General features: G+C 68.9%; 12 protein-coding genes and 4 tRNA genes. 5 read left to right on the top strand and 11 right to left on the bottom strand.

What is annotated here, in order from left to right:
* The 8 genes from QH948_RS06575 to QH948_RS06540 form a co-directional block, all read right to left on the bottom strand.
* Positions 1-537, bottom strand: a complete 537-nt coding sequence (locus QH948_RS06575; RefSeq protein ID WP_281146031.1) for an HIT family protein — start codon at positions 535-537, stop codon at positions 1-3.
* Positions 530-2566, bottom strand: a complete 2037-nt coding sequence (gene thrS / locus QH948_RS06570) for a threonine--tRNA ligase (RefSeq protein WP_281146030.1) — start codon at positions 2564-2566, stop codon at positions 530-532. Before thrS ends, QH948_RS06575 begins: the two co-directional genes overlap by 8 nt.
* 80 nt (positions 2567-2646) lie before the next feature.
* Positions 2647-2937: a GNAT family N-acetyltransferase gene (locus QH948_RS06565; RefSeq protein WP_219079837.1), complete on the bottom strand. Its 291-nt coding sequence runs from the start codon at positions 2935-2937 to the stop codon at positions 2647-2649.
* A gap of 9 nt (positions 2938-2946) precedes the next feature.
* Entirely contained in the window at positions 2947-3432 is a 486-nt protein-coding gene (gene ybaK / locus QH948_RS06560) for a Cys-tRNA(Pro) deacylase (protein ID WP_281146028.1), read from the bottom strand.
* Positions 3389-4273: an EamA family transporter gene (locus QH948_RS06555; protein WP_281146027.1), complete on the bottom strand. Its 885-nt coding sequence runs from the start codon at positions 4271-4273 to the stop codon at positions 3389-3391. Before QH948_RS06555 ends, ybaK begins: the two co-directional genes overlap by 44 nt.
* A gap of 157 nt (positions 4274-4430) precedes the next feature.
* A tRNA-Val gene (locus QH948_RS06550) sits at positions 4431-4502 on the bottom strand.
* 1 nt (position 4503) lies between these two features.
* Positions 4504-4574: transfer RNA gene (locus tag QH948_RS06545), tRNA-Cys, on the bottom strand.
* Positions 4575-4622: 48 nt separating this feature from the next.
* A tRNA-Gly gene (locus QH948_RS06540) sits at positions 4623-4695 on the bottom strand.
* A gap of 432 nt (positions 4696-5127) precedes the next feature.
* Between QH948_RS06540 and QH948_RS06535 the strand changes: the two genes are divergently transcribed.
* The 5 genes from QH948_RS06535 (at position 5128) to QH948_RS06515 (ending at position 8323) form a co-directional block, all read left to right on the top strand.
* Positions 5128-5199, top strand: a tRNA-Val gene (locus QH948_RS06535).
* A gap of 70 nt (positions 5200-5269) precedes the next feature.
* The gene (locus QH948_RS06530) at positions 5270-6040 is read left to right on the top strand and encodes a sirohydrochlorin chelatase (RefSeq protein ID WP_281146026.1); all 771 of its coding nucleotides are present in this window, start codon (positions 5270-5272) and stop codon (positions 6038-6040) included.
* A gap of 37 nt (positions 6041-6077) precedes the next feature.
* Positions 6078-6494 (top strand): peptide-methionine (R)-S-oxide reductase MsrB, encoded by a 417-nt coding sequence (gene msrB, locus QH948_RS06525; protein ID WP_281146025.1) that lies wholly within the window; start codon positions 6078-6080, stop codon positions 6492-6494.
* Positions 6495-6542: 48 nt separating this feature from the next.
* On the top strand, positions 6543-7124 hold the full coding sequence (locus tag QH948_RS06520) for a DUF3000 domain-containing protein (protein WP_281146024.1): 582 nt from the start codon (positions 6543-6545) through the stop codon (positions 7122-7124).
* Entirely contained in the window at positions 7121-8323 is a 1203-nt protein-coding gene (locus QH948_RS06515) for an HRDC domain-containing protein (protein ID WP_281146023.1), read from the top strand. The genes QH948_RS06520 and QH948_RS06515 overlap by 4 nt, the downstream gene beginning before the upstream one ends.
* A 12-nt stretch (positions 8324-8335) precedes the next feature.
* Here QH948_RS06515 and dxs read toward each other — a convergent pair whose 3' ends face one another.
* The 3 genes from dxs to acnA all read right to left on the bottom strand — a co-directional run bounded on the left by dxs (position 8336) and on the right by acnA (position 13483).
* Positions 8336-10255, bottom strand: a complete 1920-nt coding sequence (gene dxs, locus QH948_RS06510; RefSeq protein WP_281146022.1) for a 1-deoxy-D-xylulose-5-phosphate synthase — start codon at positions 10253-10255, stop codon at positions 8336-8338.
* A 70-nt stretch (positions 10256-10325) separates the two neighbouring features.
* Positions 10326-10715 carry a hypothetical protein gene (locus QH948_RS06505; RefSeq protein WP_219079850.1) on the bottom strand — a complete coding sequence of 130 codons (390 nt, stop codon included), beginning with the start codon at positions 10713-10715 and terminating at the stop codon, positions 10326-10328.
* 92 nt (positions 10716-10807) lie between these two features.
* Positions 10808-13483 carry an aconitate hydratase AcnA gene (gene acnA / locus QH948_RS06500; RefSeq protein ID WP_281146021.1) on the bottom strand — a complete coding sequence of 892 codons (2676 nt, stop codon included), beginning with the start codon at positions 13481-13483 and terminating at the stop codon, positions 10808-10810.
* Positions 13484-13681: the final 198 nt, after the last annotated feature.

Raw genomic sequence — 13681 nt, 5'->3', positions numbered from 1 at the left:
TCACTCCCGCCAAGCGTCGGCCAGCAGCTGCCTGGCGTCGCCGAGCAACTGCGGAACGGCCCGGGTCTGGGCGACTATCGGTAGGAAGTTCATGTCCCCACCCCAGCGCGGCACCACATGCTGGTGCAGGTGCATCGAGATGCCCGCCCCGGCGACGGCCCCCTGATTCATGCCGAGGTTGAAGCCGTCGGGACCAGACACGCGCCGCACGACCCGCATCGCCTGCTGCGTGAGTTCGGCGACCTCACGGGTCTCGTCGGTCGTGAGGTCCGTGTAGTCGGCGACGTGTCGGTACGGGCACACCAGCAGGTGGCCGGGTGAGTACGGGAACAGGTTCATCACGACGAACGCGTGTTCCCCGCGGTGCACGACCAGCCCGTCAGCGTCGTCGCGCCCCGGCGAGGAGCAGAACGGGCACTGCGCCGCGTCCTTCGGCTTACCCTCACCATTGATATAGACCATGCGGTGCGGGGTCCACAGACGTTGGAAGGCATCCGGGACCCCGGGGAGGGAGGCCGCGTCCTCGATCTCAGGCATTCGCCGACGGCGAGGCGTTGGACCGCGACGCGATGAAGTCGACGATGTCGGCGACCGCCTGATCGACGGGGACGCCGTTGTGCTGCGAGCCGTCGCGGTAGCGGAAGGAGACGGCACCGGTGTCGCGGTCCTCGCCGCCGGCGATGAGGATGAAGGGGGCCTTCTCCTTCGTCGCGTTGCGGATCTTCTTGCCGAACCGGTCGTCCGAGTCGTCGAAGTGGACGCGCACACCCTGCGCGCGCAGCTTCTCGACCACGCCCGCGAGGTACTCGTCGAACTCGGACGCGACGGGCACCGCAACGACCTGGACGGGCGAGAGCCAGGCCGGGAACGCGCCGGCGTAGTGCTCGATCAGCACGCCCATGAACCGCTCGATCGAGCCGAACTTGGCCGAGTGGATCATGACGGGCTGCTGGCGGGAGCCGTCGGGGGCCGTGTACTCGAGGTGGAAGCGCTCGGGCTGGTTGAAGTCGTACTGGATGGTCGACATCTGCCAGATGCGCCCGATGGCGTCCTTCGCCTGGATCGAGATCTTCGGGCCGTAGTAGGCGGCGCCGCCCGGGTCGGGGACGACGGGGAGGCCGGACTCGTCGGCGATCTGCTGCAGGATGGCCGTCGCCTCGGTCCACTGCTCGTCGGAGCCGATGAACTTGTCCTTCTTCTTGCCGTCCTCGTCGCGGGTCGAGACCTCGAGCGCGACGTCGGTGAGCCCGAAGTCGTGGAGCAGCGACAGGATGAAGCGCAGCAGGTGGCGGACCTCGTCGGGGGCCTGCTCCTTGGCGACGTAGCTGTGGGAGTCGTCCTGCGTGATGGAGCGGACGCGGGTGAGTCCCTGCACCACGCCGGACTTCTCGTCCCGGTACACGGTGCCGAACTCGAAGAACCGCAGCGGCAGCTCGCGGTAGGAGCGCCCGCGCGAGGAGAAGATCAGGTTGTGCATCGGGCAGTTCATGGCCTTCAGCCGGTAGGCGGTGCCGCCCCTGACGACGTTGCCCTGCTCGTCGCGCTCCGCGTCCTCCAGGAGGGGCGGGAACATGCCCTCGGCGTAGTACGGGAGGTGCCCGGAGGTGTAGAAGAGTTCCTCCTTGGCGATGTGCGGGGTCCCGACGTAGTCGAAGCCCTCCTCGATGTGGCGGGCGCGCACGTAGTCCTCCATGGCGCGCTTGATGACGCCGCCCTTGGGGTGGAACAGCGGCAGGCCGGAGCCGACGATCTCGTGGAAGCTAAAGAGGTCGAGTTCCTGGCCGAGCTTGCGGTGGTCGCGCTTCGCGGCCTCGTCGAGGCGGGCCTTGTAGGCCTGCAGGTCGTCCTTGCTCGCCCAGGCGGTGCCGTAGACGCGCTGCAGCCCGGCGTTGGCCTGGTCGCCGCGCCAGTAGGCGGCGGACGTGCGCGTCAGTGCCCAGCCGTTACCGAGGTAGCCGGTGTTAGGGACGTGGGGGCCGCGGCACAGGTCCTTCCACGCGACGCTGCCGTCGCGGCGGACATTGTCGTAGATGGTCAGCTCGCCCGCGCCCACCTCGACGGAGGAGCCGTCGTCGTCGGATGCCTTCGACTTGTCGCTGATCAACTCGAGCTTGAACGGCTCCTCCGCAAGCTCGCCGCGGGCCTCGTCGTCGGTGACAACGCGGCGCACGAAGCGTTGCTTCTCCTTGACGATCTGACCCATCTTCTTCTCGAGCGACCTGAGGTCCTCGGGGGTCAGCGGCGAGGTCTGGAAGTCGTAGTAGAAGCCGTCGGTGATGGGCGGACCGATGCCGAGCTTCGCCTCCACGAACAGGGACTGGAGGGCCTGGGCGGTGACGTGGCCGGCAGAGTGGCGCAGGATCGAGAGTCCCTCGGGCTCGCTGATCAGGACCGGCTCGACGACGTCTCCGTCGCTCAGTTCGCGCTGCAGGTCGACGGTCGTCCCGGCCACGCGCATCGCGACAACCGTGCGGTCGTCGCCGAAGATGTCGAGCCCCGTGGTGGTCTGAGTCAGTTCCACCTGTTCCGCGTTGCCGTGACGACGGACGGTGATGACTCCACTCATCGGTGCTCCTTGTTCTCATGGGCGCGCAGTCTGCGCGTGGTCCATTGTGCCGCAAGCGCGCCGGGGCCGCGCGCCGGTCCTCAGGCGCGCAGTTCGGCGTCCTCGGGATGACGGTCGAGGTAACGGTCGATGAAGGGGCAGCTGGGGACCACCTGGTAGCCCTGTTCGCGGGCGTCGGCCAGCGCGAACGCCGCGAGGCGCTGCCCCAGCCCCTGACCGCCATAGGCAGGATCGATCTCGGTGTGGAACATGTCGACGGCGCCGCTGGCGAGCGCGCGGTAGTCGATGAGGCCGACGAGGTTCTCGCCGACGCGCAGCTCGAATCGGTTGGCGGTGTCGTTCTTGGTCAGGGTCACGTCGTTGTCGCTCATCTGGTGATGTTACCCCGCGGCGATGTCGGCGACGGTCGCCCCGGTCAGCCTGACTAGGTCGCCGGGGGCGAGCTCGACGTCCAGCCCGCGCCGTCCCCCGGACACGAGGATGGTGTCGTGTGACATCGCGGAGGCGTCCAAGACGGTGGGCAGCCGGCGCTGGTGGCCGACCGGGCTGATGCCCCCGACGACCATCCCGGTCCTCCGCTCCGCCAGGCGGGGGTCGGCCATCTCGAGCTTCTTGTGTCCCGCCGCGTGCGCCAGCGACTTGAGGTTGAGCCTGCCCGTGACGGGCACGACGCCTACCACCAGCGCCTGGCCGTTCGTCGCGAGCAGCGTCTTGAACACGCGGGCCGCGGGGAATCCGAGAGCCTCGGCGGCCTCGAGGCCGAAGCTGTCGGCCCGGGGGTCGTGCTCGTACTCGTGTGTGACGAACTCGACGCCGGCCGCCTCAAGCGCCTTGAGCGCCGGCGTTCCCTGCTGCCTGCGTGCCATGACCTCTCCTTCCGGCCGTCCGGACCGCTCCCACCGATGCCGCGACGACGGCGGCCATCGCCGTGAGTTCTGTATATCCCAGCACCTCACCGAGCACCAGCCACGCGAACACGGCCGCGGCCGCGGGCTCGAGGCTCATGAGGATCGAGAACGTCGATGCCCTGATCGTGCGCCGCGCGTTGAGCTCCAGTGCGTAGGGCACGACGCTGCTGAGCAGCGCGACCGCGGTTCCCACCACCAGCACGTGAGCGCTGCCCAGCCCGACGCCGCCCATCGCGAGTACGGGGCCGGCGAGAGTCAGCGCACCCAGGCTGCTGCCGACCGCCAGCCCCTCCACCCCGGCCCACCGGGTGCCCAGCGGCCCGGCCAGCGCGATGTAGCAGGCCCACAGCACCCCCGCGAGGAGCGCGAACGCGACGCCGACGGGGTCCAGTTCCGCCCCGAATGCCCCGAGCAGCACGACCCCGCCCGCCGCCAGCGCGACCCACAGAAGATCGATCAGCCGTCGGGATCCGATCACTGCCAGCGCGAGGGGGCCGATGAACTCCAGCGTGACTGCGACGCCGATCGGAATCCTCTCGAAGCTCAGGTAGATCGCCAGGTTCATCCCAGAGAGGGACAGCCCGTAGGCGACGACGAGCAGCCAGTCCCGCCCGCCGCGCCCGCGGAGGCGGGGCCGGGCGATGGCGAGCAGCACGACGCTGGCGACCGCGGCTCGGAGGAAGGCCAGCGTCCAGGGCGAGGCCTCGTCGAAGACACCCTTGGCCAGCGCGGCTCCGAACTGCACCGACGCGATCGCGATGAGGACCAGCCCCACGGGGTGCGCCGCTACTCGTGCCATGCCGGCACGCTACCGCGCCGCTCCCTCTCAGTCCTGACCGTGTCCGAGGCGGCAGCCGAGACCCTGGGTAACGGACAGCCGCGCCTGCGTGGCGCTCCGGATGGGGATGGGACAGGAAACGAAAGAACCCCCAGCTGAGCTGGGGGTTCATCGTCGGTGGGCGATGCCAGGTTTGAACTGGCGACCTCTTCCGTGTCAAGGAAGCGCGCTACCACTGCGCCAACCGCCCGAGGTGGAGACGGGATTTGAACCCGTGTACACGGATTTGCAGTCCGTTGCCTCGCCTCTCGGCCACTCCACCGGGATGGAGGTTCACCCTCCCGGAGTGGGGGGAGAGACTTGATCTCCGAGCGGACGACGAGATTCGAACTCGCGACCCTCACCTTGGCAAGGTGATGCTCTACCAACTGAGCCACGTCCGCATTGCGCTGAACTTTACTACCGGCCCTTGGCCTGCTCCGTTCGGCGCATGGAAAACATTAGACCACCCGTGCCTGGGATGACAAATCGGGGTCACGGTCGGGCGCCACCCACCCGTCGCCTTAAGGGCGTCACCCCTTGCCAGGTGGCTGTTCTCGGCTTCTCGGGAGGACCCCGCCCCGGCGTGTCGCCTCGCCGCCGGGCCGCCTCGATCCCCCCAGACGCCAAGGAAGTTCACCGACGCCAACGAACCGACGCCAACCATATGTGCGTGAATAGCGTTGGCGTCCGTTGATTTCGTTGGCGTCCTCGGGAAGGCCGACGCAGGAGGGCTGGCCGGGGTCGACGACGGGGCGGCATTGTCACCCCTTCGCCACTGTCGAGATCACCGGTTCGCAATCCGGACAAGGTTGCACTAGACTCCCTTCTCGCTGGGGCGATTGGCGCAGTGGTAGCGCGCTTCGTTCACACCGAAGAGGTCGGCGGTTCGAAACCGCCATCGCCCACGCTGGTTCCTGACGGAACCCACTACCCCGCCGCGTGCAACGGTGCGCGGGTACGTCGGAAAGCGAGGCCATGACAGCACCTGCCATCGTGCTCGTGACCTCCGGCCCTGAAGAGCCCGGCGTCGCCGAGACCCTCACCACCATCGTCACGTCACTGCGCCATGCGCGTCGAGACCTGAAGGTGCATATCGGGCGCGTCGACGGCGAGCCCAGCATCTCCGACATCCTGGCGGGCCTCGCTAGCCGCGACGTCGCCGAGGCGGTCCTCGTCCCGCTCGACCTCGTGTCCGCGGCCAGCCACGACGAACGCCTCGCCACACTGGTGCACTCCCCTGACATCCGGGTGGCCGTGTCACGCCCCATCGGGCCGGCCAGCGAACTCCTGAACATCCTCGACGGGCGGGTGCGGGAGGCGCTGCACCGCAACGGGGCGCTCGAGATCGACGGGCTCGTGCTCGCGGCCCCGGCCCACGGAGACCTGCGCGGCACGTCCCTGCTCGGCCGCCGCGCACGGCAGTGGGCCGCGCATCACCGCCTGCCCGTGCAGCTGGCCACCGACGACGGCGACGGTCGAGCGACCGCGACGGCAGTCGCGTCGCTGCGCGCCCAGGGCCGCCGGCACATCACCGTGGCAGCCATGTACCTCACACCCACGGTGCAGTACCACACGATGGCACACGCGGGCGCCCGCGCCGGCGCGATCGCGGTGACCGCGCCCATCGGCGATTCCGAGCAGCTGAGGCTGCTGATCCTGGCACGGTACGCGTTCGGCGCCATGGAACTGCTCGACGGAACCCCGACGCAGCTGCCGCTCGAGTCGGACGACGACGAGGACGCGTGAGCCTTGTCCGGTTGCCCGGCGAGCTACGATCGCGGGCATGACCGAGGAGTACATGCCGAAGCTCACCAGGCCGGACAGTCAGTGGCGTGAACAACTGAGCCAGCTCGAGTACCAGGTGCTCCGCCAGGGCGGCACCGAGGCGCCGTTCACGGGTGAGTACACCGACACCGTCGACGAGGGCGTCTACGAATGCCGAGCCTGCGGCGCGGAGCTGTTCCGCAGCACCACGAAGTTCGCGTCGCACTGCGGTTGGCCGAGCTTCTTCGCGCCGCTCGCCGAGGACCGCGTCCGCTACCTGCGCGACGACTCGCTCCCCGGCCGTGTCCGCACAGAGGTCCGCTGCGCCGCCTGCGACTCCCACCTCGGTCACGTCTTCGAGGGCGAGGGCTACGAGACCCCCACCGATCTGCGGTACTGCATCAACTCCGTGTCGCTGTGCCTTCGGCGCGACTGACCGGCGCGTCCACCGTCGATCCAGGCCGCACGGCCCTAGTCTTCCTGTGTGGCAGCCAACGTGACAAGCCTCGTCCCCGAGGGCTTCGCCCGCGCTCTCACCGAGCTGCGGGACATGCACTGGCGAGGCGACCTCCGCATCGACGAGATCGGCTCTCCGCAGCGCATCGCGCCCCACTCCGTCGCGATCGCCGGCGAGCTCACAGGGCCGGACGACCCGCTGGCCACCGGGCGGCTCATCCTGTTGCATGACCCGCTCGGCAACCAGGCATGGGGAGGCACGTTCCGACTCGTCACCTACGTCCGGGCCGAGGTCGACCTCGAGATGGTCGTGGACCCTCTGCTGCCCGACGTCGCCTGGTCGTGGTTCACCGACGCCCTGCAGACGCACGACTGCTCGGCCGATGCGTTGGCCGGCACCGTCACCGCGTCGTACGGCCGCGGTTTCGGCGAGATGACCGACGCCGACCGGGCCGAGGTCGAGCTGCGCAGTTCCTGGACGCCGGGACTCGATCCGAATCACCCTCTCACACCGCACCTGGAGGCCTGGCAGGAGCTTCTGCTGATGGTCGCCGGAGAACCACCACTGCCGCCCGACATCGCGGCCTTCCCGACGGGGCGCCGCTCATGAGCTACATCGAATCCTCCCGCGAGCCTCTGCGGCCCGTCGTCTCGACGGCCGACGACTTCGACCGTTGCCTCGTCTCGATGGCCGACGCGACGGGCCCCGTAGCGTTCGACACCGAACGCGCCCACGGCCACCGCTACTGGCCCAAGGCCTATCTTCTGCAGATCCGCCGCGAGGGGGCGGGGACCTGGCTGATCGACCCCGTCGCTTTCGAGGGCACCCGCACCGACCTCTCCGACCTCGTCACAGCCTGCCGCGACGCCACCTGGCTGATCCACGCGGCCAGCCAGGACCTGCCGTGCATGACGGAACTCGGCATCGTGCCTCCCAGCGTCTTCGACACCGAACTCGCCGCCCGACTCCTCGGCAAGCCCGGGGCCGGCCTCGGCCCGCTGCTCGAGGGGGAACTCGGCATCCAGCTCCGGAAGGCCCACTCTGCTGACAACTGGTCACGCCGACCGCTGCCGGAGGCGTGGCTCATCTACGCCGCCCTCGACGTCGACTACCTGATCGAGCTGGCCGAGACTCTTTCGACGCAGCTCGAAGCGACGGGACGCCTCGAGTGGGCGCTGCAGGAGAGCGCAGAGGAACTCGTGCGCTACACGGCACCCCCGGTCCCGCGCGTCGATCCCTGGCGTCGCCTCAAGGAGATCACCACACTGAAGACAGTCCGACAGCTGGCGGTCGCCCGGGCCCTGTGGGAGGCACGGGACGCGATCGCGCAGCGGCGAGACCGCCCCCCTGGTTGGATCCTCCCGGACTCCGCGATCATCGAGGCGGCCTCCCGCTCGCGCGACGAGATCCCGACGCGGGAGTCGCTGCGCCGGGTCTCCGCCTTCGCCGGAACACCGGGCGCCAGGTGGATGAACGACTGGCTTCGCGCCCTCGACGACCTGCGCGACGCCCCCGAGTCGACGTACCCTCCGCGCCGGGTCAGGACGACGGGCATCCCGCAGCCCAGGACCTGGGAACGGATCAATCCGGACGCCGCCCGGCGATGGTCTCTGGTCCGGCCACTGGTCGAGGAGCTGGCCTGCGATCTCGGTGGCCTGCAGGCGAGCCTGATCGCTCCCCCGCAGGTGCTGCAGGAGGCCCTCTTCACCGAGGCGCATCCGAGCGCCGACGACCTGACGCGGCTGGGCGCCCGCCCCTGGCAGGTGGAGTTCCTCGCACCGTTGATCGACCAGGCGCTCGGCGCCTGACCGACGGGCCCGTCAGGCCGAGCGCTGCCGGGAGACGCCGCTGGCGTCGTCGGCACCGAGGACGGCGTCGAGCACCGCGAGGGTGATCTTCGGCGCCGTCAGACCGATCTCGTCCAGGACCTCATCGCGGGAGCCCTGGCTGAGGAACTGCTTCGGCACACCGAAGGCCAGCACCCGGCTCGGGACGCCGATCCTGCGCAGAGCCGCCTCCACGCGCTCCCCGACGCCGCCGTCGATCAGCCCGTCCTCGAGCGTGACGACCAGGTCGTGGGACGACGCGAGCCCGACCAGTGTGCCGCTGACGGGCAGCGCCCAGAGCGGGTCGACGACCGTGGCGGTGATGCCCTGGCTGCAGAGCCTGTCGGCCACGGCCAGCCCGAGCCCGGCGAACTGTCCGATGGCGACGATGAGGACCGTCGCGTCCTCACCGTGGTGCAGAACGTCGACGCGGTCAAGCGCCTCCCCATGATGTGCGACGGCCGGCAGTTCGTCGGGGAGCCGTTCCTTGGAGTAGCGCACGACCGTCACGGCGTCGTCGACGTCGACCGCGCGGTCGAGTGCGTCGACGAGGCGGGCCTGGTCGCGAGGGGCCGCGAGCTGCAACCCCGGCACAATGCCGAGCATCGCCATGTCCCACATCCCGTTGTGGCTTGGGCCGTCGGAGCCGGTGACGCCGGCGCGGTCGAGTGCGATGGTGATGCCGACCCGGTGCAGCGCAGCGTCCATCAGCACCTGGTCGAAGGCGCGGTTGAGGAAGGTGGCGTACAGCGCGACAACGGGGTGCAGCCCCGTCCTCGCCATGCCGGCGGCCGACGTGATGGCGTGCTGCTCGGCGATGCCCACGTCGAAGATGCGCTCAGGGAAGGCCGCTGCGAAGCGGCCCAGCCCTACGGGGTTCAGCATGGCCGCGGTGATGGCGACGACGTCGCGACGCCTCTGACCGAGCCGCACCATGGCCTCGGCGAACGCGTCGGTCCAGGTGGCCTGCACGGAGGCGGACAGCGGCTCGCCGGTGAACTCGTTGATCTTGCCGACCGCGTGGAAGCGGTCCTCCTCGTTCTGCTCCGCGGCAAGGAACCCGCGCCCCTTGCGGGTGACGCAGTGCACGATGACCGGACCGGGATACTGCCTGGCCTGCTCGAGGTGGTTTGTGAGCGCCGTGATGTCATGCCCGTCGATGGGGCCGGTGTACTTGATGCCCAGGTCGGAGAACATCGACTGCGGCGCCAGGACGTCCTTCACGCCCGTCTTGAACCCGTGCATCAGGTCGTAGACGGGGCGGCCGAAGATCGGCATCCGCATCACCGAGCGCTTGATGAGCGACAGCGTCTGCTCGTAGCGATGGTCGGTGCGCAGGCCTGCCAGGTGGTTCGCCAACCCGCCCACCGTCGGTGTGTAGGAGCGACCGTTGTCGTTGACGATGATGACGAGCCTCAGGTCGTCGTTGTCGGCGATGTCGTTGAGCGCCTCCCAGGCCATGCCCCCGGTCAGGGCGCCGTCGCCCGCGACCGCGACGACCGTGCGTTCCTCGCCGCTCAGCCTGAACCCCTTGGCCATGCCCTCCGCCCAGCTCAGCGCGGTGGATGCGTGGGAGTTGGCCACCCAGTCGTGCTCCGACTCAGCCGGCTCGGGGTAACCCGACAGGCCGCCACGCTGACGCAGGTTGTCGAACTGCGCGGCGCGCCCGGTGAGGATCTTGTGGACGTAGCTCTGGTGACCGGTGTCGAAGATGATCGGGTCGCGCGGCGAGTCGAACACCTTATGGATGGCCATGGTCAGCTCGACGACGCCGAGGTTGGGCCCGAGGTGCCCTCCCGTCCGGCTGACCTTGGTGATCAGGAAGGAGCGGATCTCGTCGGCGAGCTGTTCCAGCTGACGCCGGGACAGCGCCCGCAGGTCACGGGGACTGCTGATCGACTCCAACAACGACATAGGTGTCATCTTACGGCCAAGCGAACCGGCCGGTTGACGCCGCGCCCCATCGGCTCCGGACGGCGACGGCTCACAGCCGAGGCACGAACCGGACGTCGCGCAGCGCCTGATCCACCAGATCCACTCCCCTGGCGACCCGCACCAGGCGCGCCTCCTCCTGCTGCAGCACGGCGGCCGTCTGATCGACCGTGCCGGTGTCGACCAGCCCGGTGAGCGACGTGCGCACCCCCGCCAGCGCGGAACGGGTGGCCGCCAGCTGCGACGCGAGGAACTCTTTCGCCAGCCGTGCGAGCACCACCGGATGTCGACGCAGCACCGGGTAGCCGCGGTACTCGGCCGGACAGGAGTCGAGCAGGAAGCTCTCGGCGCTGGACTGCCATCCGGGCGAGCCCGGCGGGCGGACCGAGCCCGGCCAGCCGGGCGGCACGTAGACGCGGATCACATCTTCTTCATCGAACATGCGTTCCATTGAACACCCGGGGGCCGACAGAATCCAGACGCGGCGACGGGGCCGCGTCAAGGGACGCGACCCCGTCGAGGTCAGTTGGCGGGTCAGGCGGCGGCTAGGTTCCGCAGCACGTACTGCATGATGCCTCCGTTGACGTAGTAGCCGCGCTCCCCGGGGGTGTCGATGCGCACGACCGCGTCGAACGTGGTCAGGGTACCGTCGGGGGCCACCGCGGTGACCTTCATCGTCTTCGGGGTCACGCCGTCGTTGAGCTCCGTCACGCCGGCGACCGAGAAGGTCTCCTCGCCGGTCAGGCCGAGCGAGGCGGCGGACTGGCCCTCGGGGAACTGCAGCGGCAGGACGCCCATGCCGATGAGGTTCGAGCGGTGGATGCGCTCGTAGCTTTCGGCGATGACGACGCGGACGCCCAGCAGCGCGGTGCCCTTGGCCGCCCAGTCACGCGAGGAACCGGAGCCGTACTCCTTGCCCGCGAGGACCACCAGGGGGGTGCCCTCGGCCGCATAGGCCTCGGAGGCCTCGAACACGGTGGTGACCGGCCCGTCGGCCTGCGTGAAGTCGCGCGTGAAGCCGCCCTCGGTACCGGGGGCGATCTGGTTGCGCAGGCGGATGTTGGCGAAGGTGCCGCGGATCATCACCTCGTGGTTGCCGCGACGGGAGCCGTAGGAGTTGAAGTCGCGACGCTCGATGCCGTGCTCCGAGAGGTACTTCCCCGCCGGCGAGTCGGGCTTGATGTTGCCCGCCGGGGAGATGTGGTCGGTGGTGACGGAGTCGCCGAGCTTCAGCAGCACGCGCGCGCCGGAGATGTCCGTGACGGGATCGGGGGTGGCGGGCATGCCCTCGAAGTACGGGCCCTTGCGGACATAGGTCGAGTCGTCGTCCCAGGAGAACGTGTTGCCCTCGGGGGTCGGCAGCGAGCGCCACCGCTCGTCGCCGCGGAACACGTCGGCGTAGCGCTCCGCGAACATCTCGGAGTTGATCGAGGTGCCGATGACCTCTTCGATCTCGGCCTGCGACGGCCAGATGTCGGCCAGGAAGACCTCCGAGCCGTCCGTGGCGGTGCCGATCGGGTCGTTGAGCAGGTCGATGGCCATCGTGCCGGCCAGCGCGTAGGCGATCACGAGCATCGGCGAGGCGAGGTAGTTCATCTTCACGTCGGGGCTGATGCGACCCTCGAAGTTGCGGTTGCCGGACAGGACCGCGGCGACGGCGAGGTCCTCGTCGTTGACGGCCTTGGAGATCTCGGGGATCAGCGGGCCGGTGTTGCCGATGCAGGTGACGCAGCCGTATCCGACGAGGTTGAAGCCGATGGCGTCGAGGTACTGCGTGAGGCCCGCCTTGTCGTAGTAGTCCGTGACGACCTGGGATCCGGGGGCCAGCGACGTCTTGACCCACGGCTTGCGGGTCAGGCCCTTCTCGACCGCCTTCTTCGCGACCAGCGCCGCGCCGATCATGACACTCGGGTTGGAGGTGTTGGTGCACGAGGTGATGGACGCGACGGTGACAGCGCCGTTTCCGAGCTCGAATGAGGTGCCGTCGGCCAGCGTGACGGGCACGACCTTGTCGGGGTCGGAGGTGTAGGTCGGGACGTTGGCCTCGAAGTTCTCCTTGGCCTCGCTGAGCAGGATGCGGTCCTGCGGGCGCTTCGGACCGGCGATCGACGGGACGACCGAGCCGAGGTCCAGCTCGATGTACTCGGAGTAGACGGGCTCGTGCGCCGGGTCGTGCCACAGGCCCTGCGCCTTGGCGTAGGCCTCGACCAGGGCGAGCTGGTGCTCGTCGCGGCCGGTCAGCCGCATGTAGTCGATGGTCTTGTCATCGATCGGGAAGATCGCGATGGTCGAGCCGTACTCGGGGCTCATGTTGCCGATGGTGGCGCGGTTGGCGAGCGGGACGGCGGTGACGCCCTCACCGTAGAACTCGACGAACTTGCCGACGACCTTGTGCCTGCGCAGCATCTCGGTGATCGTGAGCACGAGGTCGGTGGCGGTGGTGCCCTCGTTGAGCTTGCCGCTCAGCTTGAAGCCGACGACGCGCGGGATGAGCATCGAGACGGGCTGGCCGAGCATGGCGGCCTCGGCCTCGATGCCGCCGACGCCCCAGCCGACGACGCCGAGACCGTTGACCATCGTGGTGTGCGAGTCGGTGCCGACGCAGGTGTCGGGGTAGGCCTGCAGCACACCGTCGACGGTGCGGGGGAACACCACGCGGGCGAGGTGTTCGATGTTGACCTGGTGCACGATGCCGGTGCCCGGGGGGACGACCTTGAAGTTGTCGAAGGCGGTCTGGCCCCAGCGGAGGAACTGGTAACGCTCGCGGTTGCGCTGGTACTCGATGTCGGTGTTCTGTTCGAAGGCCGAAGAGATGCCGAACACCTCGGCGATGACGGAGTGGTCGATGACCATCTCGGCCGGCGAGAGCGGGTTGACCTTGGTCGGGTCGCCGCCCAGCGCAGACACGGCCTCGCGCATCGTCGCGAGGTCGACCACACACGGCACGCCGGTGAAGTCCTGCATGACGACGCGCGCCGGGGTGAACTGGATCTCGTGGTCAGGCTCCGCCGTCGGGTCCCAGTTGCCGAGGAAGGAGATGTCGTCTGCCGTGATGTTCGCGCCGTCCTCGGTGCGCAGCAGGTTCTCCAGCAGCACCTTGAGGCTGAAGGGCAGCTTCCCGGAACCCTCGACCGCATCCAGGCGGAAGATCTCGTACTGGGTGCCGTCCACGTCGATGCTCGACCGTGCCCCGAAACTGTTGACGCTCATCGTTCTCCTCATCGTCAGCTATCCACGAAGTTATCTTGACATCAAGATACCACGCAGAGTGAAGGTCGGCGTCGCCGCACCTGTAAGCCATCCTAGGCAGTCGGGACCCCGTCGGCGGGAGTTCGGCAAGGATGACTCAGGAAGCCGCCCCTCCCCCCGCAGACGCCAACGGTATGCACGGACGCCAACGGTATTCGC

This window comes from Tessaracoccus lacteus, from assembly GCF_029917005.1.
GTDB lineage: Bacteria > Actinomycetota > Actinomycetes > Propionibacteriales > Propionibacteriaceae > Arachnia > Arachnia lactea.
The sequence above is the reverse complement of the archived record's forward strand: the minus strand, read 5'-3'. Positions and strand labels throughout refer to the sequence as shown.